General features: G+C 41.9%; 26 protein-coding genes. 23 read left to right on the top strand and 3 right to left on the bottom strand.

The genetic code is table 11. From position 1 onward, the window contains the following. The first annotated feature begins 35 nt into the window (after window positions 1-35). The 6 genes from HUZ36_RS14210 to HUZ36_RS14185 all read left to right on the top strand — a co-directional run bounded on the left by HUZ36_RS14210 (window position 36) and on the right by HUZ36_RS14185 (window position 5,829). Window positions 36-1,130, top strand: coding sequence for a ParA family protein (locus HUZ36_RS14210; RefSeq protein ID WP_161972718.1), 1,095 nt, complete (start codon window positions 36-38; stop codon window positions 1,128-1,130). Window positions 1,131-1,148: 18 nt separating this feature from the next. Next, entirely contained in the window at window positions 1,149-2,762 is a 1,614-nt protein-coding gene (locus tag HUZ36_RS14205; RefSeq protein WP_176033191.1) for a hypothetical protein, read from the top strand. Continuing rightward, window positions 2,755-3,330, top strand: coding sequence for a YlcI/YnfO family protein (locus HUZ36_RS14200; RefSeq protein ID WP_176033190.1), 576 nt, complete (start codon window positions 2,755-2,757; stop codon window positions 3,328-3,330). Before HUZ36_RS14205 ends, HUZ36_RS14200 begins: the two co-directional genes overlap by 8 nt. Before the next feature lie 83 nt (window positions 3,331-3,413). Further along, window positions 3,414-3,746 (top strand): hypothetical protein, encoded by a 333-nt coding sequence (locus HUZ36_RS14195; protein ID WP_176033189.1) that lies wholly within the window; start codon window positions 3,414-3,416, stop codon window positions 3,744-3,746. A gap of 324 nt (window positions 3,747-4,070) precedes the next feature. Next, window positions 4,071-5,108 carry a hypothetical protein gene (locus tag HUZ36_RS14190; RefSeq protein ID WP_128730726.1) on the top strand — a complete coding sequence of 346 codons (1,038 nt, stop codon included), beginning with the start codon at window positions 4,071-4,073 and terminating at the stop codon, window positions 5,106-5,108. A 13-nt stretch (window positions 5,109-5,121) separates the two neighbouring features. After that, window positions 5,122-5,829 (top strand): hypothetical protein, encoded by a 708-nt coding sequence (locus tag HUZ36_RS14185; protein ID WP_176033188.1) that lies wholly within the window; start codon window positions 5,122-5,124, stop codon window positions 5,827-5,829. 51 nt (window positions 5,830-5,880) lie between these two features. Here HUZ36_RS14185 and HUZ36_RS14180 read toward each other — a convergent pair whose 3' ends face one another. Next, the gene (locus HUZ36_RS14180) at window positions 5,881-6,360 is read right to left on the bottom strand and encodes a hypothetical protein (RefSeq protein WP_176033187.1); all 480 of its coding nucleotides are present in this window, start codon (window positions 6,358-6,360) and stop codon (window positions 5,881-5,883) included. A gap of 191 nt (window positions 6,361-6,551) precedes the next feature. Here HUZ36_RS14180 and HUZ36_RS14175 point away from each other — a divergent pair, with 191 nt between their 5' ends. The 8 genes from HUZ36_RS14175 to HUZ36_RS14140 all read left to right on the top strand — a co-directional run bounded on the left by HUZ36_RS14175 (window position 6,552) and on the right by HUZ36_RS14140 (window position 12,392). Further along, window positions 6,552-7,034, top strand: coding sequence for a hypothetical protein (locus HUZ36_RS14175; RefSeq protein WP_176033186.1), 483 nt, complete (start codon window positions 6,552-6,554; stop codon window positions 7,032-7,034). Between the two features lie 73 nt (window positions 7,035-7,107). Next, window positions 7,108-7,461 (top strand): hypothetical protein, encoded by a 354-nt coding sequence (locus tag HUZ36_RS14170; RefSeq protein ID WP_125251915.1) that lies wholly within the window; start codon window positions 7,108-7,110, stop codon window positions 7,459-7,461. An 88-nt stretch (window positions 7,462-7,549) separates the two neighbouring features. Then, window positions 7,550-7,804 carry an RNA chaperone Hfq gene (locus HUZ36_RS14165; protein ID WP_125251914.1) on the top strand — a complete coding sequence of 85 codons (255 nt, stop codon included), beginning with the start codon at window positions 7,550-7,552 and terminating at the stop codon, window positions 7,802-7,804. Further along, entirely contained in the window at window positions 7,797-8,210 is a 414-nt protein-coding gene (locus HUZ36_RS14160; RefSeq protein ID WP_128730731.1) for a hypothetical protein, read from the top strand. Before HUZ36_RS14165 ends, HUZ36_RS14160 begins: the two co-directional genes overlap by 8 nt. A 97-nt stretch (window positions 8,211-8,307) precedes the next feature. After that, entirely contained in the window at window positions 8,308-8,871 is a 564-nt protein-coding gene (locus tag HUZ36_RS14155; RefSeq protein WP_125251912.1) for a hypothetical protein, read from the top strand. Between the two features lie 163 nt (window positions 8,872-9,034). Next, window positions 9,035-10,354 (top strand): hypothetical protein, encoded by a 1,320-nt coding sequence (locus tag HUZ36_RS14150; RefSeq protein WP_176033185.1) that lies wholly within the window; start codon window positions 9,035-9,037, stop codon window positions 10,352-10,354. A 57-nt stretch (window positions 10,355-10,411) separates the two neighbouring features. Beyond that, window positions 10,412-11,728, top strand: coding sequence for a hypothetical protein (locus HUZ36_RS14145; RefSeq protein WP_147388878.1), 1,317 nt, complete (start codon window positions 10,412-10,414; stop codon window positions 11,726-11,728). A 352-nt stretch (window positions 11,729-12,080) separates the two neighbouring features. Beyond that, window positions 12,081-12,392, top strand: a complete 312-nt coding sequence (locus HUZ36_RS14140) for a hypothetical protein (RefSeq protein ID WP_128730734.1) — start codon at window positions 12,081-12,083, stop codon at window positions 12,390-12,392. 496 nt (window positions 12,393-12,888) lie between these two features. Here HUZ36_RS14140 and HUZ36_RS14135 read toward each other — a convergent pair whose 3' ends face one another. Together HUZ36_RS14135 and HUZ36_RS14130 are read right to left on the bottom strand one after the other, a co-directional pair. Beyond that, window positions 12,889-13,101 carry a hypothetical protein gene (locus HUZ36_RS14135; RefSeq protein ID WP_125251908.1) on the bottom strand — a complete coding sequence of 71 codons (213 nt, stop codon included), beginning with the start codon at window positions 13,099-13,101 and terminating at the stop codon, window positions 12,889-12,891. A gap of 211 nt (window positions 13,102-13,312) precedes the next feature. Continuing rightward, window positions 13,313-13,759, bottom strand: a complete 447-nt coding sequence (locus HUZ36_RS14130; protein WP_128730735.1) for a hypothetical protein — start codon at window positions 13,757-13,759, stop codon at window positions 13,313-13,315. Between the two features lie 528 nt (window positions 13,760-14,287). On the opposite strand from HUZ36_RS14130, the gene HUZ36_RS14125 reads away from it, so the two are divergent. The 9 genes from HUZ36_RS14125 (at window position 14,288) to HUZ36_RS14085 (ending at window position 23,918) form a co-directional block, all read left to right on the top strand. Beyond that, window positions 14,288-14,779 carry a hypothetical protein gene (locus tag HUZ36_RS14125; protein ID WP_128730736.1) on the top strand — a complete coding sequence of 164 codons (492 nt, stop codon included), beginning with the start codon at window positions 14,288-14,290 and terminating at the stop codon, window positions 14,777-14,779. Between the two features lie 205 nt (window positions 14,780-14,984). After that, the gene (locus HUZ36_RS14120) at window positions 14,985-15,656 is read left to right on the top strand and encodes a hypothetical protein (protein ID WP_128730737.1); all 672 of its coding nucleotides are present in this window, start codon (window positions 14,985-14,987) and stop codon (window positions 15,654-15,656) included. Between the two features lie 135 nt (window positions 15,657-15,791). Further along, on the top strand, window positions 15,792-16,376 hold the full coding sequence (locus tag HUZ36_RS14115; RefSeq protein WP_147388877.1) for a hypothetical protein: 585 nt from the start codon (window positions 15,792-15,794) through the stop codon (window positions 16,374-16,376). A gap of 2 nt (window positions 16,377-16,378) precedes the next feature. After that, window positions 16,379-16,663 carry a hypothetical protein gene (locus tag HUZ36_RS14110; RefSeq protein WP_176033184.1) on the top strand — a complete coding sequence of 95 codons (285 nt, stop codon included), beginning with the start codon at window positions 16,379-16,381 and terminating at the stop codon, window positions 16,661-16,663. 265 nt (window positions 16,664-16,928) lie between these two features. Beyond that, window positions 16,929-18,011, top strand: a complete 1,083-nt coding sequence (locus tag HUZ36_RS14105) for a hypothetical protein (protein ID WP_125251902.1) — start codon at window positions 16,929-16,931, stop codon at window positions 18,009-18,011. Window positions 18,012-18,062: 51 nt separating this feature from the next. Then, window positions 18,063-18,953: a hypothetical protein gene (locus tag HUZ36_RS14100; protein WP_125251901.1), complete on the top strand. Its 891-nt coding sequence runs from the start codon at window positions 18,063-18,065 to the stop codon at window positions 18,951-18,953. Between the two features lie 164 nt (window positions 18,954-19,117). Next, complete coding sequence (locus tag HUZ36_RS14095) at window positions 19,118-20,464, top strand: hypothetical protein (protein WP_125251900.1); 1,347 nt, start codon at window positions 19,118-19,120, stop codon at window positions 20,462-20,464. Between the two features lie 14 nt (window positions 20,465-20,478). Continuing rightward, window positions 20,479-21,810 (top strand): hypothetical protein, encoded by a 1,332-nt coding sequence (locus HUZ36_RS14090; RefSeq protein ID WP_125251899.1) that lies wholly within the window; start codon window positions 20,479-20,481, stop codon window positions 21,808-21,810. Window positions 21,811-21,944: 134 nt separating this feature from the next. Beyond that, complete coding sequence (locus HUZ36_RS14085; protein ID WP_176033183.1) at window positions 21,945-23,918, top strand: hypothetical protein; 1,974 nt, start codon at window positions 21,945-21,947, stop codon at window positions 23,916-23,918. Window positions 23,919-23,928: the final 10 nt, after the last annotated feature.

The following is a 23,928-nucleotide window of genomic DNA, read 5'->3' as shown; positions in this document are numbered from 1 at the left end:
AAAATAATGGCTGTAAAATTCGCATGGAGGTTTTTATGAGTTTATCTGCAAGAAGCTTCAGGCTAGCCCAAATTCCGGTCGATAGTCGGGCTAAGATTGTTTCTGTTGCAAATCGCAAAGGTGGTGTGGGTAAGACCACCTTGGTGAGTTACTTAGGGGAAGGTATTGCGCTTTGGGCTGGTAAACGCGTCCTTCTTATAGATACTGATAAACAGTGCAATCTAAGTGGTGCTTATGGCGTTATTGAGTCGACCACAGTTGATGCGGCGCACGCATTTGCAGGTTCTGCGCTCAGAGCCATTCATCAGCCCATAATTCACCCTGAGTATTATGATGAAGATGGTAATCCAATGCCTTTTGCTGCTCGCAGTAGCTCATCAGAGATCATGAAAGAAGACAGGCAATATGTGTGTCAGTACGGCACATATATCCAGCATGACTCTCCTCATTTAGGCACTGTGAATAAATTGGGGGGGATGCTAGATATTGTACCTGGTGATAGTGAGGCACTCAGTCATATCCACACTCATGCAGAAAAATACCCGGCAAGAACACTTTATGAGCGGTGGGAGTCTTGGTTGATTGATTGCGACATCCTCAATTGTTACGACCTGATCATTTTTGATACCCCACCACTGGATGCGGAATTAAACGAGGCGCTGTATCAACTATCGGATCATGTGATTGTGCCAGTAAACCCATCCAGAGATACGCTTGGCTCATGCAACACCGTCACTATGTCTTGCCTTGCGGCAAATAATAGTGATGGTCGCATGCGCCTAGTGACGACAATTGTTAATCCATTAAATTCAGGGAAGTTGAGTAAACGAGAAGAAATTTTATTAGAGCCAATTTTCAATTACCCTGCGTTTGGTTGCTTTCCAAAAAATGAGGTATTTCCTCGTAGTCGGTTAATTCAGGAACGTCGTGATATTTCTGTGCCCCCTTATATAGACCCGGAAAGCTTTGAAAAGCTCAGCGCTGAAGAGAAACGAGCTGTAAAGCCGCCAATGTCATCGCTTATTTGGAATAAAAAATCAGATCCTTCGAGAAAAAAGCTGTTTTCAATAATTGATAAGTTACATCAACGCATTTTTGGTGAGCCTCTTCCTCCTGAGGATGATAATTAAGCTTTTAGGTAATTCGCTATGACAAGTAAAAAACAATCAAAACTCGGTCACTTGCTTCAAACCAAAGGAGCACGAGACAAAGCTGCCGAAAGAACGGCGCAAGCACTTTCACAGGAAATGGGTGCGGTTAACGCGATGTATTTGCAGCAACAGCAACGATCTTATAAATCTGTGAACTCGAACGAGCAAGGGCAATCAGGCGCAACCGTAGAAAAAACAATCTATAAAGTGCCGGTCATTGAGCAGTTGTCTCAAGTGAAAAAAATGTTTGAAGAGAACGGTGGTGAATCTTTCGATGTAGAAATACCGTTGAGTTTGATTAAACCCAGAGCAGACAATCATCGCTTAAACGGTACATTAAAGTTATCTTTTGATACTTATATGGAATTGCTGCCTTCATGCCCTGATAACTGGCAAGAGCTAGATGCGGCTGAGTATGTAGAATCGTTTTGGGCTTCACCGCTGGCAATGTTAGTAGCTAAAGGTAAGTTGCACGGCAAAGAGTTAAGCGACGCAATGACGGGTGTGCAGGACTTATTTAAAACTGCGGTGAGCTTAAAAACAAAAGGCCAGCGTAAGTCTATTGATGGCTTTTTAGCTTACGACGAATTTGGCGCTGCGTCACATGTGGTGATCATTGATGGTGAGCGGCGTCTGCGTGCTGCCCATTTATACGGACGCGAGACGCTAAGACTACGTCTGGCTGTAAATGAACGTGCTGCTGATGGCCTATCTCAAGATGCCTCAGATCTAGACGTTGAGCTGGCCACTCTCGCAACTTCATACGAAGCGAATAGTTCGTCGGTATCTTTATCTTTGGCAGATACATTCAGGCATTATCACACACATTACAGGGTGCTATGTCAAAAAGTGGGTAAAGATGTTGCCGATGCAATGTCTACAAACACAGCAAAAGTCGCGATGAAGCTGACTTCTGAGTCAAAACCACAAGTTGCACGTTTTTTAAAGTTGGTGCGACACCCGCAAAGCGAGCTGCTGTTAGAGATCTGCTCCGTGCATAAGCCGGGTCGTGAATCTTTAATAAAAGTGGCGAATGACGCTGTAGCATATGCACAGCAGCATGGTATTAGTTGTGACCCTGTTCATGTTTATGCCTTCTCGGTTGCGGATGAAAAGATTGATTTTTCTATCGATGAGGTGCCTCAAGCGCTTGTGGATGAAGTGATGGCACTCGTTAATCAAGTTACGGGTAAGCATGTCATTAAAAAGAGCGAAGATGTTACACGTCAACAAGTGGCACAACAGTCAGAGGGCGATAAAAAAGAAACAGTTAAGAAGCTGAAGAAGTTAGGCTTTCCAACACCTGAGTCGGATAACGCGTTACGAGACAGACAGCTAAAAATGCTGATTGCGGTTTGCGCGCGGATAGACCCTACACTGGAACAAACAGGCGAGCTACTGGAATCAATGGCTGCATCTAAAGGTTCAAAAGAAGATATAGATACATACCGTCAAGGCTTATTAAATATCGTCAGTCAGTCTATGCAGCATTTAGACAACCTAGATATGTCGGGCGAGGATTTATCTGGTTTGATCCGTAAAGCGCGCACTGAAGGGGTTAACTGGTCTGAATTATTCCAAGGCCAGAAAGAGGAGCGTAAGCATGGTTAATGATCGTAGCTCAAGTAAACTTGCTATGCTGGTGACGCCTAAGCCAAAACTTGACTCAGTGAGTGACGGCTCCGATCGCATTAATGCTAGGTTTCCTAACAAAATGATTGAATTGATGGATGCGGCAGCGCAGCAAAAAGGAGTATCACGCAGCCGCTGGGTATCTGAAGCAATTATTGAATTCAAACGTATCCATTTGGATACGCACCTTGAGTTTTTGCAAGAGATCGACGACAAGGCGGAGCAAGAAAAAGAGCGTCTGGCGATTTATCAAAACTTGGCGCGCATGACACTGGAAACCAAAATATCTACCGTAGGTGGACGCTCATTATCGATTAGGATGATCCAACAATCTATTCCAGCGCTAAGTGCTTTTCAAGAGCTACTACGCGTTATTGACTTGGCCGACAATACGCCGATTGAGTCGGATGATGTACCCAGCACACTCTCTTTAGCACCTGTCAGAGACAAACTAAGAACAATTTTGGGTCATATGGTAATTTGGGAGCGCTTGATGAAAGAAAGTGATTTGTCTACGTTGATTGGCTCCCCGTTAAATCAACAATAGCCATTGTTGGTTTTTGCTGCTTAGTCCTTTTCTGCTTACCTTTCATTTGCTATTGTACAATAGTAAATGAAAGGAGCACCTCAATGAACATACAGCACTCTGTCGTAACAATTTCGGTTACAGACTTGAATACATCCATTAAACGCTTATCAAAAGCGCTTATCCGTCAGCGCTGGAAAAGTGCATATAATGTGGCGGATATGATAAGAGATAGACTGTTTAATGATGAAGCACTACGCGAAATGACGCAGTTAGAGAGAAATATATCACCTGAAAAGTTTACAGTTACACTTAATATTCAAGGCCCTAAAAATAAAGTGGCAGAAGTAGTCGCTTTCGCGAAGGTAACGGCTGATCAAGCCGGCTTAGTTATTAATACCGATCTAGATCTTACCCGTGTAAAGCTATTTAGCTAGCCTGAACTTGAGTAATCATTGATCCTTTAGCAGTTGTTACCCCTTACTGCTGCGTTAAATTTGCCATGTATTAAGAAATAACCTCTGGCTAGAGTGATGTTACGTCTTTTGAGCTTAGGTATTGTTGTTGATTAACTCACTTTTTACTCAGAGTTCGGGTTAAGCTAAAATATTTAACGCGTTTGATTTAGATGTGCATTCGGTTTATATCCCTACCTTTTATTATTGTACAATATTTTTGATGTGATATATTGCGACTGCCCTTTACTGGCAGGTAACTGGGTTTAGCTATGAGACACTAAATTAGACTTAAGGAAATTTTTAATGAAAGCGATAATAACGATTATCACGTTTCTGCTGAGCGCATTTCCTGTGCTGGCCGACACGTCCTTTTTTGCAAGAGACCTTGATTGGGGGACTACCAAAGTAAAAGATAGGGTAGCCAGTGCAATAGAGGAGTTTAAGGCCCATTCATCAAGTAGCACTGTTTCTAATGGTCTAGAGAGTTTTATAAACGGACAAGCAGCTGCTGGAAAAAAATTAACATTTAGCAATGGCGTATCTGCAACGTTAACGGGTGAGGCATCATTTATAGCCACATCGCATGCACCTTCCGGTTCAATGACCATCTACATGGAGGATATCGAGCTTACTTTCGATGCCCCTATTAAATCGTTTGCATTTCAAGCTGTTGACTTAGATGTTGGGAGTGCGAATTTACAAATTCAGTTTGATTATCAGGATGGCGGTGTAGCACACTATGCTTTGCCAGATGCTGTCGATGTAAATAATAACTTAGTTTTTTGGGGCGTTCATTCATCAAAGCCCGTTAAAAAAGTGACTATTTCACGTACCAGCGTGGGTGATGTGGTTTACCTAGATGACTTTATGGTAATTTCTGAGCAATCTTTTCGAGATCCCACTTCATTTAAAAACCCACAACTTACCAGAGTAGGTATATGCGCTGCAGATCGTATTGATTATACCGACGAGTTTGGTGCAACCAAATTGAAATCCGATCTAGGCCAGGTGCAATGTATTGGACGTCTTAGGGCAAATAAACTTGAAGTGTTCACAAACACTTATTCTGCTGACCGGTTTTTAGGTGAGATCGCGTCTGATAGATGTTTTATTCGTAGCGAATATACAAATGTACATTTGATACGCAGTACCCCACACTGGGAGCATGAAGAGATTGATGGTAAAAAAATTTCTACCATGACAATCAGATATACACATAGTGGTCAATTTCCACACCAACCATATGGCTATGCGAGAAGTATTTGTCAATTTAAAAACCCAGCTCAAGACAATATTATGCTTCTAGGCAGTTATGCAACTACTTACGCAGATAAATTTTAAGGGGAGTAATATTATGTTAAATGATCGATTAGCCATATATATACTGTGTGCTTTTACCACTTTTACCGCCTATGCTTCTCTTTATCCTGAACACCCAAGTACACCATCCCCTCGCGGGTTCTGTACTATCACAGGTTCGGTCTACGCTGGGACAGAAGTTGGTGAATATGGTGGGTTGTGGTCAACTGTGACATATAATAATTACACACCAGCACGTGAATATGGCATTGGGCAACCTGCTATTGCTTCGCCAGATGTTGCAAATACCCCGACACAAGTAATTTGTAAATTGCCAGTATCTATTTCAAAAAGCTCCTACCCAGATTCTCCAGGAGAGATTTACATCGGTGCTGGTTGGTTTGCTGGCCGAGTTGGTGATATCAGCTCACTTGTTTCATGTGATGTTGTTGCCCGTAGAAAAGGTCAAGAGGTATACAGAGAAACACTGGATATTAGCAATGAGATAGACCCAAGCTATCGTGGCTATGACAATGGCTATGCGTATAATATTACAAGGGTTAAACCATGGCTACCCGATAATGAGTCCTCAGGTGTGGTACTAAAGCAATATGGTGCGAAAGTTACGTCGCAAGCATTTAGAGACGTGGTATCGAATAAAGAAGCGCAAGTTGATCATATTTACTTTGATTGCACTGTAGATAATGACTACAGCCAAGCGGACGCCATTACTATTAACTTATTGCCTGCCTATCTATATTAATTTGTTCCAGTAAAGGTGACTTGTTGTCACCTTTTGCCCCCTTTATTACAGCTATTGTGCTTTTACTTCATCTGTTACATGATAAGTAAAGCCCTGAGGATCATTCATATAACATTTGTACTCATTTAAAAGGTTACGCAAATGAGTATAGTTTTGTGCAAACAGTTTTTTGCGGGTGCTGAGGTTTATACTCGGTAAATGAATGGGCATGCCGTTTTCTTTACTCAGGGTTGCCCACCCCAAAGGGGTTAAATTGAGCATACCTTTTATATTCAAACTATCATGTTCAATAAATACCGCTATGGCTTGTTGTCCCAGTGGGGGTGAGCTAGGGTAACTTTCAAAAAAGCTCGTAATTTGCGGATACTCGTTGATATGCAGCTTGCGATTAAGGCAAATGGTTTGTGTAAGAGGCACATTAATGATATCCCTTATCCCAGCAGGCTTAACTCCATCAGCGAACGCGATAAGTTCATATGTATGCTTCATTTTAGTGCGGCTGATCGCCCCAAGTATTTGTACATGCTCCATAATATAGGTTCTCAAGTCTCATTTAGATTAAACGACTCTTATTCTAACTGCGAAGTAGGCGGTTAGCTACTTTCTTCTTTTTTAGTCACGCATCATGCACAATTTATATTGTACAATATAAATTGTATCGCGTTGTAATTGTGATAATTATAAGGCATATTGCTATCAAGATGAGACTAGGTTGAAAAAAGATGACATGTACAACTGATGCGGTATTGGTGTATTTAGATGTTGAGTGTGAGGATGCTGCACAGCGAGTACGTAAATTTTGTGAGTCGTTAGGTATAGATGAATCGGAGCCAAATTCGCAGTTAAGGGCTGCACAACTGGCTGAATATGAAATAAAAAAATCCATAGCTAAAATAAAAAACAAATCTCGACCTGGTGTAAGAGACAAAGAAAAGCTCAGCTCTTTGAATAACGAGCTGGTGCATTTGCTATATGCGATGCCTGAAAGGATCAGTGCGCTGGCACTCGAGCGAATTATAGAACAATTTATTGTGGAGATTATTCATATTCATCCCATTGCGGACGACACTTGTATTATTGCGCTATGTATGAAAAGACTTAGAGAAAACTATTTAGGCAAGTATGATGGTCGCCTTGCCTATACTATTGTACAACAAATTATTGATTGTCTGCATGCGTCAAGTGGCCGCATCATGTTCCAGTAGTATAATGTTGCTGAGGGCGGATTAGAAAGATAAAAAGTATGATGTGTTAACTTAGTTAAATAAGGATAAAAACATGTGGTTTCAAGCTCTTACAGCCGCAGGCGGTTGGATTTTCGAAATATTTAAAGGCAAACAGGATATTGTTAAACAAGCTGCACACGCTAAAGCGCAGCGCGTAATAAGTTGGGAAGAAGCGATGGCTAATGGTGCGGCCACCAGTTGGAAAGATGAATGGTTTACTGTTTTGTTAAGTGTTCCTTTTATTATGTGTTTTATTCCACAACTTGCGCCATACGCTCATCAAGGCTTTATTCAATTAGAGCAGACCCCCGAATTTTACCGCTATATGTTCGGCCTAGCTGTAGGAGCCTCGTTTGGATTTAGAGGCTTTGATAAATTTGTAAGAACGAGAAACATACGTAATTGACGTTTGTCAGCGTGAACAAGTTCATTTTTGTGTCGCAAATATAAAGCGAAGTGGCACTAGTAGTAATCAGTAAACTGGAGTTAAGTCGATGTCTAATAAAGAGTTGGTGTTTCCCAATGGTGAGCCTTTTGACCTGTGGGGAGAGCACTTAATACAGTTCCTTTTAAAAGGGGCGAAAGTGCGTGTGTATTTAGTCAATGGTATCTGTCTTAATGGCAAAGTCCGTCGGTTTGATAAAGGTAGTGTGCTACTTTCCTCGCATAATAAAGAGCCCATGCTGATTAATCGAGAAAGTGTTGCAACGATTGCCCATGACGATCACAAAGTAGCCACCTGTGAATAGTCGTGATCAAGGGATTGTGACCATTGACCCTGAGTTCTGGCGACCAAGTGATACAGAGCTAAAAAGGATGGAACAAGAGCAGTTGTTGGTAGTTTCAGATCACGAGGGTGAACCTGTTTATCATTTCAAATGTGTCAGAAGTGGGGCGTGTTGCCGAACGAACCTGTGTGGTAGAGGTGAAATGAACACCGAAACCAATCAATGTACCCACCTAATTTTAGATGAAACGCTACAAGAGGGCGTAAATCTCTATCGCTGTAACCTCTACTCATTGTACAATAATAAAAATGATGGGTCTGCGATGCAATTTGGTAAAGGTTGTTGTGCACCTTGGAGCGAAGCGAGAGCTAAAGTGATTGAACAATATCGTTTAAGACAGCTTGCCATCACTTCGGTAACCAGTTAGCCGTGGTTACATGTGTGAGATAGGTAGAAGGTAAGGTTCTACTTTGCGTTTGAGAACGTTGAGATGTTTATTTAGCTCAACGAAAAGGAAGCGCAAGATGACACAAAAACACATATCTCACCAAAACGAGCTCGGTACAAACCGAGATGATATAGTTAAAGAGCAGCAACGTCTGCGCTTTACCAATGAGCTGTTAGCAGAGGAAGTTCGACTAGCAAAGGACGCTTTGTCTACGGCGCTGGATAAGCTCGGACTAAACTGGTCTCCAAGATCAAGAGACTACAGTGTTTTACATGACATTCTGGGTACACTGCCTCTGGCAAGCTACGAGCAAGCGTTAACCGCAAGTGAAAGTCAGCGTATTGAATTACTCAATAGGCATGTAAAACTGAAACAATCGTTCGAAGAGCAAAGCCGAGAAAAAAATGATTTGCTGATAGCATTCACCTATGCACACCAAGAGGCGTGTTATTTATGTGAATATCATCACAGACTAGCTTTGATCGTCGAAACTGAGTTGGGTAATGCCTGCTGGTTTTTACAAGCAGAAACCAAAAGTGCATTTGCTCACTTAGCATATAAAAAAGCGCCAAACTCAACGCTTGAAAACAGTCAAAGAGTCGCTGCATTAATTATGCTGGCAACTTCATCACATCAGTGAGCCGACGTTTTTAGGATGGATTGTGCGCTCTTAAAGCATGCAGTTAGGTTGGTTTTACCTTAATTGCAACTGTGAGAATATTGAACTAACAAACGCGTTGTTGGTACATAAATGAGTCTGTGAGATTGAGCCTTACAATCCTGCACCTATAGGAGATGCTAACATGGCATTTGATATTACTACTGTATTGCAAAACACAGTGACGTTTACGTCGCAACCTAACAACCATGGTATCTATAGTCTTTCACTGACACTAGAGAACCAAGATATTGCAGGCGACTACTTATTCGATGCAATTAAAGCATACGCAAGTGAAAATAACATATCTCTCAAAGAGGACATTCGTAACTCATACCTAAAAGTGTACTTGAAACACTCGTATGCTAGCGGCGAGCTTACAAAAGATGATCTCGATACCGCAGATTATACAGCGCAAGTCGCTCTGAAAGATTTGCATCAAGCGCAAGAAGGGAGTGAAAAGTACGAGCCTATTACAATTGGCGGCTTGCCAGCAAATGCGCGTTTTAAATGCGCATTTGAACTTGTACTGAATGGCGAGCTGCAAGGAGAGTTTCTATTAGCGCCAAGCTCTGAAATGCAACTAGGGGGCTCGAATGTAGCGGAGCCAGAAAATGTCGTTTTATCAATCACAGAAACGGCTAAAAGTGTCGAAGTAAAAGTCAGTAACGTTTCAGCTGAGGACAACACGCACTTTTTACTTGAAGTAGTTGACGACACTAAGAGTGCAATGCCAGAAGTGCCTTATGAGCAAAGCGTGGTATTTTCTGGAGAATTTGAATTTCAAGCAGACAGTGAACCAACCTTTATGTTTACTGTTGGTGAAAACAACATGCGCAGTTATGTAAATTACTCTGTCCACTTAAGAACGATAGAGAAAGTGGATAATGCGCCCAACTCAGCTTCAGCTTCGGTAAAAGTAGACGCTCAATCTTTTGAACTTCCTTGGCTTGCTGGTTTTGTCGACACGACGGTCATCAAAGGCAAGCAAATTGAAGATGCGCTTGTGAGTAAGATAGCAACTAAGCTAACAGCCAATAAAGATGCCCGCAAAGCACTGCGTACCGCGTTAAATAGTGGCGCATATTCACTCGTTGCATCGCAGATGTACGACCTGACTCGTGATGTGGCGGTCGAAGAATTTGAAAGTGCAAAAGATACCTTTAACGAAGTAAGGACGAAGTTACGTCGTATTGCTCTATACAGTGATATTGACCCTGATTACAGCGAAGTTTTGGACTTGAGCGGTTCTACCGGAGATACCGAATTTGATACCTATGATGTCTTTATGTTTGTGACCAAACAGGGTTTCACCAACGGTATCGAAACCCGTTACTTTACTTGGCTTGGTAAAGCTTTTTACTTAGGCCCAATTGTTGAAGGTGGCGTTATTTCAGACAAAAAATTCCAAGTGTCAGTGCGTGGCGATGTGTATCGTGACCGTGCTGAGCTTATTTTCTCATAACCTGCTTTACAATCTGCTGGGCGTTTATACGCCCAGTTATTATAGAGGTGATCTCCTATGACTTTTGATCTATTGTCGTTTTTAAACGCTACTAACAATGTAGTCACGACGGCACAAACACAAGCGGCAGCCGATGGGCTAATGCGCCACGCCATTGCACTGGTTGGCGCGCAAGATCACATCTCGTTGCGAGATGCGTTAAAAGACCAAGCCAGTTTACCGAATACCTACTTGTCTATTTATGTTGCAGCCAAAGATGAATTAGATGGTAACTCAGTTTCATTCGATCAAACATATGCGCAAGGTAACTTAAATCCATACAAATTTAATGGTACTCAGCTAGCGTATAAAGTCACTTATCAAGCTGAGGACCGTTTTCAATACAAAGATTTATTTGTCGATGGTTTGCTCTCTGGTACTGACTATTACTATGGTATAGAACTTGTTGTTGACGGAGTATTGCAAACAGGTTGGCTTCAAGGTGCTTTTACTACTCATGGGACAGCCTATTCAGCCCCAACACTGAGTGACATTGCCTTTTCAAATCCTAGTGACCCATACCGGTTAATTTATGACATTGAAAGTGTCAATATGGCTGGAAAAGACAACTTGTCAGTGCGCTTCGAAGTAATAAACTCCGTATTAACAAATACAGGGCCACGTGAATACATCGTTGAACGAGATGAGTTTTTTGGCCCTAACGGTGAAAGGTTCGCAATTGAAGATTTGCCTGGTTCAATTTATCAACGCTATGTTGAGTATGATATACAAATACGCTTTGTTTCAAAAACGGATTCTCCAGTTGGTGTGTCTGCGCCATTGAAATTAGCACAAAACATACAAATCCCATGGTTAGATCATTTTGTCGATACGGTTATATTAGACGGCGGCGGTATAGATCAAGAAATCTTAGAGGATGCTGCTAAGCGTATTGCTGAGTTAACACCAGCACAAAGAGATGCACTTTTGGCGCAACTCAGCGAAGGTGATATTAAAGATATCGGTTCAGCGTATAAAGCGTTATTGAAACAAGCAGCTATTGCGACTGTGCAATCACTTGAACCTGCGGCTGATGCGATGCGTAAGCAGCTCATGGATTTATTATATGCAGCCAATGATCAAGGTGTTCAGGCACCAGGTATTTATATCACGCTTGATCTAAATGATAGCGACGCACAACGCGTATTTAAGATGATCACAGCGCCATGCTATGTGAGGGAACACCATATAGACAGTGTCGTGCGCTTCTCTGAGGGCGTATTTTATATTACTGAAGACAAAGATGACCAAGGTGTTGATACAGGCTTAACACGTATTGTTTATGTTGGACAAGCTGCGTTTGAGCGTTTTTTCTTGAAGTTTAGTAATCGATAAATCTCGCTCAGCCGGACTCTTTATACCAATTTGCTTAATTAAGCTTGTTATTTTGAGGCGAACAGATAATACCGCTAGCACGTCATACTATCGCCAAGGTAGCTGCATGGATGCAGACAAGGAAAAGGCGGTGCTACTTAGTTTGTTCTAGATAAGCAACGTTTAACCAATTAGCGTCAGATTTATTCCTTCAAATTGAGCAAGTATTAAGGCGAATTGGTATAATATTAGCGCCTTTTTTTAGTTGCAACTTTAGTGTAAGCAACCCATTGGATACTGTGCGCATTGTACAATATGCAAATTCACAGCGAATTTACTGTGTTGCTTTTAACTTCTCCATGAGACCCATTACATGTTTAATTCAGATCCACTTTTCTTAACATCAGCGCAAAAACCAAATACACACCGAATTGGTAATGTACTTCATTGTGATAAGCTCCCCTACCCCACCAATTACGTCCAACATGATATATATTGTGTTGTATATGTTGGTGATGATGTTCAAGACATACTCAAAGCACGTTACACCATTAATTTACTCATTGAGAGCGGGCGTTTAACGGAAGATAGAATTAGATTAAGAAAAGCACTGGGTGAATACAATTTTAATAGAATGATTGATGGCTTTTTGCAAGAACAAATTAACACATCAAAGCAAGGGTAAATTGTACAATATAAAGCATACCGTACTGTACAACTCATTCATGCTCATTGCTAGAAGTCATTACCTCAGGCGCTTGACACTTGACGACATCAGAAAAAGAACTGCTGTTTTGCTATTACCTTACGCTACGATAACATTAAACTTGGCAATTAACTTTCCTAAATGGCCGGTGCTTCACTTGTTATAACGGTAAGCGCCACCCAAGGTTATAAAGTCATTTAAAATCAAAGCACTAATAGATAAAATAATTAACAACGCCAGCTAAATAAACTGCCTATTAAGCTTAGAATATTACTCTGGCATTGCGACAAATTACACCCTAACAGACGCCGATATGAATTAAAATGTAGTCGTAGCGTCTGAGCATTCATTGAATAAGGGTAACCAACAAGCATATTCACTCTTTTAAGCAAAGCGTTTTACTTCCCGTACCTTACAATCAACAATATGAACGTCGCTCTGATAAAAGCGCACTTAAGGTATATTTAGATTTCTATTACTCCTTTTCATATTCAACAGGCGGTACCATACCGGCTATTCCAACCCCGACATTAATCGCTGCGTTACACAACACTTTTGCTTTGTCCTCATCACTTAGGGCTTCATATGCAGCAATGAGTGCAGGTCCACCTTGGTAAGTAGTATTAAGCAGTGCTGCTATATTAATGTCTTCTCGAACAAAAGTCGCATTAAAGTGTTTTGCGTCCATCTTAGTCCACCATTCATTACAAAATTCTTATAGCCCTTGACCTATCATTTTAAGTGCACAGTTCGTCATATAATGATATTGGGCTAAATGTCGTTAGTCTCGAGTCAACATTCTAAATGTAGTGCATCACTAAACGCAAGACGCGTGACTACAAGTATATTGAAAATCGCACATTGCTTGTGAGTACATTAAGTACACACGCAGAGCCGTTTTAGTTAAGAATCAAATTGTCCAATACTGGTGTAATGTCAAATACCTGCTCAACAGCAGGGTTACCAATATAAAATTCATCAGACGGAAACTCAAAAGCTTGATATGCAACGTTAGACACTGTCGCTAGTAGGCTTGCCTGGATCTCATTTTCTGGTAGCCATTTGTTATAGGTTAATATACCTGCATCATTCGCTACACCAACAATTGCCACACTCACATTGTAATTGAACTCATCAATGTTCATCCCTAGCGTATCTGCACTCGTGACAAGTAAATAGGCTACTTTGGCACTCTCCTTTAACGGCAGAGCATCGCGTAACCCATTAGCAGTGTTCAAAGCCAATGTTTCAAATGCTCTAACGTGGGTGTCTTTTAGAAGACTGTTTAGGCTTGTTCGCTTGCCTCGACCATTAGTTATGCTGGACTTGCTGTACCTTATTGTCATACAACACTCACTCCCTAATAAAACGTACATTTCTTTATAGGCGCCTTAGATTGCCTAGTATTACAACGACTAACATTTCCCCGCGCTATAAAACATTACACTCAAAGTGTGATTGATTCAAGCTCAATCTGTTGCGTCATATACAATTCTTCACTTATCGATCTGAAAACATGTTTTAGCACACTTTTTGTTAGAGTTGTGTTGATATATAGCAAATGTAGGCGAATAAAAGCATTTGACGCAATTCACATTTTAGATAAATTACCACGCCTATTATCCAGTTTTATATAATTATAAATCTTGATAAATGTATTTAAAGTGCTATTAATTCAAGGTGTTATTTTTCAAACCAGCAAAACGGAAATAAAAAAAACCTTACTAATGAATGATTTAATATTATTAAAATCATACTTAAAGCTGAATTAGAGCGACGCACTCTATGGCGTTTCAACTGTAACGGCTGTATGATTGCAGCAGCTTTTTGCACTTTAAGTGTTAAGCAATGTTTTTCGTTCGGAGCCACTAAAGTTGACAGAACTATACTATAAAGATCACCAAAATCTGGGGTTAAAAAGCCCAAATGGACCGTCAGCCCGCCTCAATGAAATGTTGGATAAGAATAAGAAACGATGGAAAGAGCCCGGCCACGGCAGAACTTCTGTGGTTAGAGATGCTGCTGATATCTCCTTCTCAGCCGCTGCAAAGTGGCTAAAAGAGGATGTTTTGCCTCGAAAAGCTGAAGATAGAGTGCATTTTGCTCAGATCTTACAAGTAGATCTACTGTATTGGGAATATGGTGAGCGAAGAAAAGTTGAACGAAAACCGGTGGATATTTTGAAGTTTAGTGTCGTAACGCACCAAATGATGTCCAAATTAGGGCTTTCTCACAATGAGATAAAAACCGAGCAGCTGATATTGATTCAGGAAATCGCACTTGCATTCTCAGATAGATGTGGAGATGCCTACCCAGATGAACATATCATAGAGCGACTTTTCAAGTTAGCAATCGGAAATAATTAATCAATACATAAATATTGTACAATATCAGAGTTTGGCTGACCCAATTCTCTTATTTTCCTGTTACAACTTGTATTGTACAATTACAACTTCATCGCTGTTAAATATTAAGCCCCTTGGCTTTTTGATAACGGCCACTAACACACTTTAGTAAGCGCGGGTGTAACATCAGCGTCAGAAACTCACTCATTAGTGAGCTTCAATTATAGTGTCTTTACAATCAATTGGAGTACTTGGTATGTATCTTGAAGAGTTAATTGACTACGTCATGATCGAAACCGGTGGATTCATTATGGGCGACTTAGAAATGACCCAAATTGACAAGCATCAATTTCACCTCATCGTGAAGCGTGCCTTGGGTATTTACAACAAATATTGCCCGCAATCAAAACGCCTTATCGTTGACTGTGACAAGACATATGACTTTACTACGTCACCTTTGGGCAGGCCAAACTGGGTTTCTAATGTTACTCCATTAGACCATGAGAGCGCCATAGCAGAGTTAGTTTATGGCCGCTCAATCATCAATAAGCCTCCGGTTTGGGAATACCAAGAGCCAACCCTTTTTATAGCCGGTTCAGCAGGAAAATACGACGTAACAGCACTCTATTTTCATGACATTACTGATATCATGTTTGATGAAAACAATCGAGTAACGACATGCAATTTACCTTCGATTTCCTATGACGATGTTTTATTTTTAGACCTACTAGTAAGCTACTCTTTACTTGCCATTGGCCGCTCTAGGCGCGCCTTTACATTGCAAGACTTTCCCGTCTCAATGGACGGAAAGTTACTCGTATATGAGGGACGGTTGATGCTAAAAAACACGAAGCGTAGACTACAAGAGCAATCTCGCTGGCATCATGCGATTGGGTGAGTAAGCGTAAATACCAAGACCTTGTTTCTCTGTGGTAATTTGATAATATGCTTGAAAATTGTACCTATCAACGTGTTTTTGACTAAGGCAATTTTGTATCGCCAACTTGAGACTGGAAGTATGAGACACTGAACTATGACATATAATGATTATGATTGGTCTATTGTGCCCTTAGAACCTGTTCCCCTTACTATGGGCCACATTAACTTATTAAATTTAGCTAGGCATCAAGCAGATAATACGCTGATTATTTTACGCCACCATAATAGCACCGCTTCCCCAAAGCATTTATGGACACAAGCTCAAAGCCAAGAAATGATCGAGCGATGGTGCGCCTCTCAAGTTTATGTACCAGCTTTAAAGTTCGTTCAGCCAGATGCACAAAGTAGCAATAGCGATTGCATTGAACTCATTCAGTCAAACACCAGTGGGAAAAAGGTATTGCTAACATCAAGCCTGAGTGCATGCGGTAAATTTAGTGAATATCAGCAAAATGGAATTGACTGTCGCTTTGTGACCCCAGCGAAAGACAAAGCAGGCGCAATCATCGACTCCTCAACAGTATTGCACGCTTTTTTAGGTGAGCCGTCATTGATTAACTTACAGTATGAGCTAAAACAATGCTTAGATCTGGGCATTTTGCATTATTCAACATACCAGTGGCTGTGGCGTTACGCACTGAACATACAACAAAATACGAATACCAGAATGGCGAGTTAACGATGGATCAGCTCACAAACAGAGGTAAACAAGGTACCCGTACGTATTACGTGGCTCGGACATCCGTGTTGCAAGCGCTGAGTGATTGTGCGCCTTTACTAAAGCAGCATGAGTTCGAATTAATTGACACATTATACAATAGAATCATGAACTTATTTGATACAGACCAATATGCCTTATATGAACAGGTTGCAAATATATTGTCAGTAAAGAAAAACACCTCTATTACAGCGTATTTAAAAGAAGCAATAGAGGCGACTGTCGTTAGCTTTACACATAAAAACTGACAGCTTGGTGAAGCAATTACCTTTTGCAATAAAAACAGCAATAGGTGTTTAACAGCGATGATAAGCTGTTCAGTGACAAAGACTCTTGGTATACTCTATTGTACAACTGAGACTACACCGACACCAAGCGGTGAATAATGAGAACTATGGGGCCTGTATGATGTCCACACGTGAAACATGTAATACACAACTTTGCGCTTTACCCGTCCATTTTGCGGACCTCTATGTGTTAGCTTGTCAAAGCAGCCTATATAACGAGTAAACTATGTCAGGTATGTCGTTTAACCGCAGTGGCTACAAATCACACGTCAATATGTTAAAAGATGTGGTGATTGACATGGTCGAGTCTGGAAAATTTCAGTCAGTCTCGATACAGCAGCTGGATAATGATCAAATCATTCACCCCAAATTACTTGAAGATGACGCCCCGTTCTCGTGCTTACTTGAAGTACTGCCTGAGGGTAACGCCATGCTGGCTGGCAACCAGTATAGTTGGCGCGTTATGTTTAAAGTTAGTTGGAATGAAGCCAGATTATATGTGGCGCCAAAGTTGCAGCTTCCCGACACCGCAATGCTCACAGAGGTGCAGGGTCAGTTTGAACGGTTAGTGGGTTGGGATCATGTTGGTGTCATCGGGTCTGATATTGGTAACTCAGGGATCCCATTTGTTGATAGAACGTACCTGAGAAAAGCAGCTCCAGCGTATCCAATGGGGTATATACTTACGTTAACCGAGCGCGGCTTTGTATTTTTTTCATACGAAGAAACTTTTGATGATGCAACGCAAATAAACAGTAATAATGCAAGCTGGTTTAGTTGGCTTTGTGTACAACGCCCTGTTGATCCAGAATCGGGCGAGCCGCTGGTAAGTGAAATGTCGCCAGTATTCGCAGCATATGAAATAAAAAATGGTTTTGGTCATGTAAGAAACAAGTTTGTAGTACGGGAGGCCGACGTGTACGTACCGACTAAAAGCCAACCGGCTTGGCGATTTAAGCACATGGACAATGCGATTTTGCCTCATCAAGACGCTGAAGTTAACTATTTTACTGATGATAATACCGCAAAAGTATTTTTTCCCCACAATTTGAATACGCGCCGTTATCGCTACAAACATGTCCTCGATCTGATTGCCTACAGTGAGGCTCGCTTATTTGGAAGTTTACAAAACGTTGAATTTTCTCAGGTCTTTTACGAGAAGCAAAGTCGCCGCTTTAAAACAGTATTGAATCACGCCCAAGATTCGACCGGCACCATTATTCTGATTTATATCAATGGACCAGAGATAAAAGAGCATGTTCGCTCGGTGCATGATGAAAGTTACAACTGGTTATTGGCCACAGGATAGCAGCATGACAAACCATGAAACGTATTGCGATATAAAGGGCTGGTAAAATATATGTACCATCAGTTTAAACATGGCTTAGTGGACTTGGCACAAGTACTTGATTTCTTGATAGAATCAACAAGTATGTATTTCACTTATAAAAAAATGGAAAATGGCCGCGTACTTAACTTGATGCCGCGTGTCACACTTGATGCCAATGCAAAAGACCAGCCTTGGGTCGTGCGCTTTGAGCTGATTAACGACATAGCGCTGCGCATGAATATTGTGACGCCCATGCAGTTAGACCCTGACGGCTCTCTATATAATAGAAACCTAGGTAGCCTTAATACAAAAGACACAAGTTATGCTGTTGGCTATTGGCATCAAAGGGAAGGACTTAAAGGTGATGCTAAGTATTCACGGCCTTTTTCTGTGCTTTTCACAGCCGATTCTCATGGCTTTGCTTTTGCAATTTGGGAGCATGCGGTCGTTAACAGTTTAAACCGTCAACTATCTTGGCTAGTCGTACAAAAGCCTGTTGAATGGCAAAATGGCATTGCTATTCCAACTGAGCATAACCCGGTGATTGCATTAAGCGGTATATTCAACCGCTATGAGTCAAGCGTTGAACAGATGCTCGTACGTGAGCGCGACATTCCAGTCCCCGCGCCTGCACAAACAGCGATTTCAGATCAATACAATCGTTACAGCGCAATGCATACAGTGAAATTAAAAGAAATTTCAGAAAGTAGGGATTACTTTATTCAATTTCCTAATAATTTCTCTACTGAACGATTTAGCTATGATGGTGTATTCGATATGATTGGCTTTGCCAATACGGATTTAGTCAGCGCCAATGCCACTCTACCTCTTGAGGTATTTGGTGAGCGCAGGAACTATCACACCATGGTAAGTACATTAGCCGATAATAACGGCGTCAGCGTTATGTTTCGCATTACATAATGCGCTACATATTGAGATTTTGTGAAACACAGTAGTGAAACACCTTAATTATTGTACGATCGAAGCGTTTTAAATTGTACAATAGTTAGAACCGCACTTTGCAGAGGCAAAGTAGGCATTAATGAGACCAGTTTGCATTGGCCCCAGACTATCCGGAGAAATTTATGGGTTTTGTCAAAAAAGCGGAGTTTGCGCCTTATTCAGTCGAGCGTGGTGGATACACGACGTTAAAAAGCCTGATCACAGCCGTAGTCCGAGATTTAGTGAATTATTATGAGCATCCAACTGCTGCCGATGAAGCGCAGAATGCGTTTGAACTTTTATATCCCGCAGATAACCCAGATTTGGGTGATCCGGAGTCAATTGATAGCGACGTATTTGTTGTACAAGCGACGGGGTTTGTCGATCCTTTAGCTGGCGCGGATCCAACTTTTAAGGCACAAGGTACTGAGATCATCCCTCAGCCTTGGATTATTCGTTTCGATACTGGTGTTGGCAAACAATGCACCCCAGCACATAACAATCGCCGTGAAGACCGCGACAACGATGCGCCTGAAGTTGGTAACTTGCATATCAATATTTCTACCCCACTACAGTTGTACAAACCTGCAAGTGGAGACTGGCAAATGTACGACTATACGCCACCGAACCGCGGTACAGGTGACGAACCCATTGTCGTTGGCACTTTGGGCTTCTTGGGCGAACGTGTTCCCGTTGTAGACAAGCAAGTTGCTTGGTGTGACCCAAATGATAAGCTGCGCCTAGAGATTGAAGACAAAGGCTTTTTCTGTCGTCGCCCGCTTTACAATATTAAAACAGAATTTGAAACTAAGTACCCTGACACAGCTCAGGTAAACATTGCAGGCACGCCTAATATTCCAATGTCATATGCCCTGTCCGTTAGTGAGCATGGTATTGCATTGGCTATTTGGGAAGAAGCGACAGATCAATATGATGCAAAAGGCCACCGCCACAGCTGGTTTGTTTGCCAACGCCTCGTAGACAAAGAAAGCGGCACACCACTTGTAAATCAAGCCGATTCACACTGCCCACTAGCGTGTTTGTATGGTATTCAAAACCAAACTCAAAATATTAAACGTTATTTTGTGGTTCGAGAATCAGATGTGCACCGTCCATCTGAGGACTTAGATGCAACCAAAAACACCCAAGACAGTGTTGCACTTATCAATCCTAACGAACAAATCTCTGTCACAGAAAACTACGAATATGTCGTATCCGTACCAAGTGGGATCAACACCCAACGTTATTTGTATCTTGAAGAGATGGACATGATCAGTTACTGCTCAGCCGATATTATTTCTCAAGACGGTATTGCTGAGTTGTCCATGTACGATGATGGCAGTAAAAAGCGATACAAAGGGTTGCGCTCCACGGGCAAATATAACACCGGCGTACGCATTCTCATGCGCTGGTACAACACGGCTATCACAACACAAGACAACGTGGGTCAGACCGACGTTGTGCCTGGCTCTAGCGCTGGCACTTACTAACAGGAGAGTTATCGATGCCACTTACAATAAATGGTGATATTTACACTTCGAATTTACCAGCGAGCTTGGCCAATGGTGGAGAGCATTTCGTCACGACCGTTACCCGTGATGGCTTCACTGATGTCCGTGAGCTTGTCAGCAACTGGTTACAAGTGATGGTCGAAAACGGCTATAAACGGATCACCCGCACCCCTATCGAGTTCGACCCAAATAATCCTCAGCCTATTATGGCTGTACTTGAGTCAACGACTGCGACAAATTCACTCAACGATGAAGAACCTTATCGCATCAGGGTATACGCAGATACACAATACACTTGTGAAATTCAAATGGCGACGCCACTACAACTGGGTGAGGACTTTGAGGAAGCCATTCCGAATTTGCGCGGCTACACTTGCGGTCATGTTGGTGAATCACCACACACTGTTCCGCACAATTACCGTGATGTGATCCCACTAAACAAATCATCGGCAGCTAACGCGACGACAAAGCCGCCGCAGCCAAGCCACGGCTTTAACGTATCAACGCTCTACTTTATTGACGTGCGCGAATTTGAGGGGATGCTTCGAGCTTACCCAATGTCATACCGACTATCCATCACAGATAGAGGGTTTTCTTTTGCGTACTGGGTAGAATCAGACGACCAATCAGCTGGAGACTCGCCAACACAAAGTTGGATGGTGCTACAAAGGCCTGTGGATCAAAAGTCTGGCAACAACTTGCAAGATGCAGATCCGCTGGGCTCTCGTAACCCCATTTTTTGCTTATACGGAATCTATAATAAATACATTTATGATAATTTTGGTACCACACAAGATGGTGAAATCTACACCATGGACATGGATGGACAGGTACCTTTAGGTAGAACGCAACCTGTATCTTTAAGCTCGCTACCGGGCATTATTCAAAAATTTACGGTACGAGAAAAAGACGTATTAAAGCCAACATACGCCGAAGATGCGACGCTGAACACCCGAGACTCAAATGCTTGGGTAAACGAAGTGCAGCAGCAAACTCGAGTTGAATATCGAGCGAGTTCAGAAGCAACAAACGCAGGCGCATTTACCTTAGCTGGTGCCAAATACGTTATCCTTTATCCTAATAGACTGAATACAAAGCGTTTTCGCTATCAGCATGACATGGATATGGTGGCATACACATCAGCCGACGTAATAGCACCACAGCTTACTATTAAAGTTAATGTGTATAACGAAGGTGATACAAGCGCCAAACGTTATCGCAAATATACCGCATTAACACCAAACAGCAGCCATAATACCAATATGACTGTATTAATGTTAACTGAAATAGATTGTGACGCCCCAGACACCGGGGAAAATCAGTAATTAAACAGCTTAATAATCGTTATTGAGCATTCGCCATTTTGTTCAAAACTGTTGTACAATACAAGCACACTGTACAACAGTTACAGAGCTAACTGTAATGGTGCTGAGACTAGAGACAGCGAGGAAAATGAGTCATGTCAGAATTTTCACCTTATTCCGTAACACGCGGAGGGTTCGCCACACCCCGGGAAATGTTCTTATCTATTGTACAAGACCTAACACGGGAAAATAGCAACCAAGTAAAAGCATTCGATATTGTGTATCCAAAGGATACTTCAGAGCTTGACTATCAAAACCCAGATAATCCAATCAATGATGTGATCATTGTGCAAGCAAGCAAACATGTCGATGCCTGTGCAGAAGATGAGTCAAATCCTCAACCTTGGGTAGTGCGCTTTGACACACGTTCAGAAATTGGCCACGGCATGGGTCATATCAATGTGACGACACCACTGCAAATTGATATGGACAAAGATAAAGCTCCAGCCATTCCTTATATTCCGCCAAATACATCGTATGATGAGAGCAATATTTCTAATATCCAAACCCGAGGTACCTTAGGCTTTATTGGTAATCGCGTACATGATGGTAATGGCGCTGTACCACAGTCAAACCGTTATGGCTTTATTAACCGTGCGATTTATCATACCAAAATAAAAGAAACTCAAGATATTGATCCATATGGTAACTTAGAGTGGAACTGTATCAATAAATCACATGCAGCCGACAGTGTTTTCAAGGTTCCTGGCAGCCGTAACATGCTCCCTCGTGGTGCCTTTGATGAAAATAACCACATTCTTTATAACTTAAACGTCGAGTGGTTCGAGTTAATGAACCCAGAAGAAGTGGATTTAGGCGCATCGTATCCAACATTCGGTACTGGGGGAACGAACCCTCATATTAAGTCGTCAGGTGATCGTGCTGCGGGTTTTGAAGATCCTGTCTATGAGCGCCGAGAATTTACAATACATTTCCGCGCACCTGTAGGCAAAACATTGACAGACTTTGATGGCGATTCTATCACAACCATTAAAGTGGAAGGTGAGGTTCCTCCCAGTTTACTCAATTTAGCGATTGAAAATTCCAAACGAGATGAGTTTGGCCTTCAGCAAGAGTTGGAAATTGAATTCCCACTCAGCCTTTACTCTGAGTTTACCTACCATAAAATCATTAGTATCAACATCGGTACTTCAACAAAGCCAAATTACAGGGCGAAGTGGGACGTAGATACCTCTGCTGCACTCAATAAGACACCACAGTTGACAGAATATGCACCGCAGGATCCGAGCGTTGTACTAGGTTCACCTGACGTTGCTAAAAACAAGGGGCTTGAGTTTTACGATAACCTAAAATATGACTTAGTGCCAGTTACCAATCAGTCCTTCGATGTAGAAGGTGAGGCCATGGACCCTAAAGAAGGCGCTCGTAACGTTCCGATGTCTTATGCACTCACAGTGAGCGATCATGGTATTGTGCTGGCAACGTGGGACCAAGCAGTAGACCAATATGAAACAAATGATGGTCACCGTTTTAGCTGGTTTGCAACACAACGCTTGGTAGATAAAGACACCGGCACACCGTTAGTTGACCAATCAAAGAGCTTTTGCCCATTGTTCTGCATTTATGGTGTTTATCATGAGCGTGTTAGCACCAGTAATTACTTTATTGTACGAGAGTCTGACGTGCATCGCCCTTCTGAAGAACAAACAGCAGGCGATGATAGCCCGGATTCAAATGCCATCATCAATACCTACGAGCAAGTTGCTGTATCGGAAGATTATGAATACGTGATCACGGTACCTTCAGGTCTAACAACACAGCGCTACCTGTATTTAGAAGAAGCCGACCTTATTGGTTATACCTCAGCTGATGTTATTTCTAACGGCGCCCTATCAGAATTTAGCATGTACGATGAAGGAGTATGCTCTATACCAAACGAAGCACACGTAGATAGAGAGTCATGTATTCAAGGAAACGGTGTATGGGAAGAAACATCGCGTCTGTACAAGGGCTTGCCTGCAACAGGTAAGTTTAATACTGGTATGCGTGTTTTAATGCGTTGGTATGGCGGTCGCTTAGGCAACCTTAACAGCAAACAACAAAACTAATTTAGGAGAG

The organism is Pseudoalteromonas sp. McH1-7, from assembly GCF_013366255.1.
GTDB classification, from domain to species: Bacteria; Pseudomonadota; Gammaproteobacteria; order Enterobacterales; family Alteromonadaceae; genus Pseudoalteromonas; species Pseudoalteromonas peptidolytica.
The sequence above is the reverse complement of the archived record's forward strand: the minus strand, read 5'-3'. Positions and strand labels throughout refer to the sequence as shown.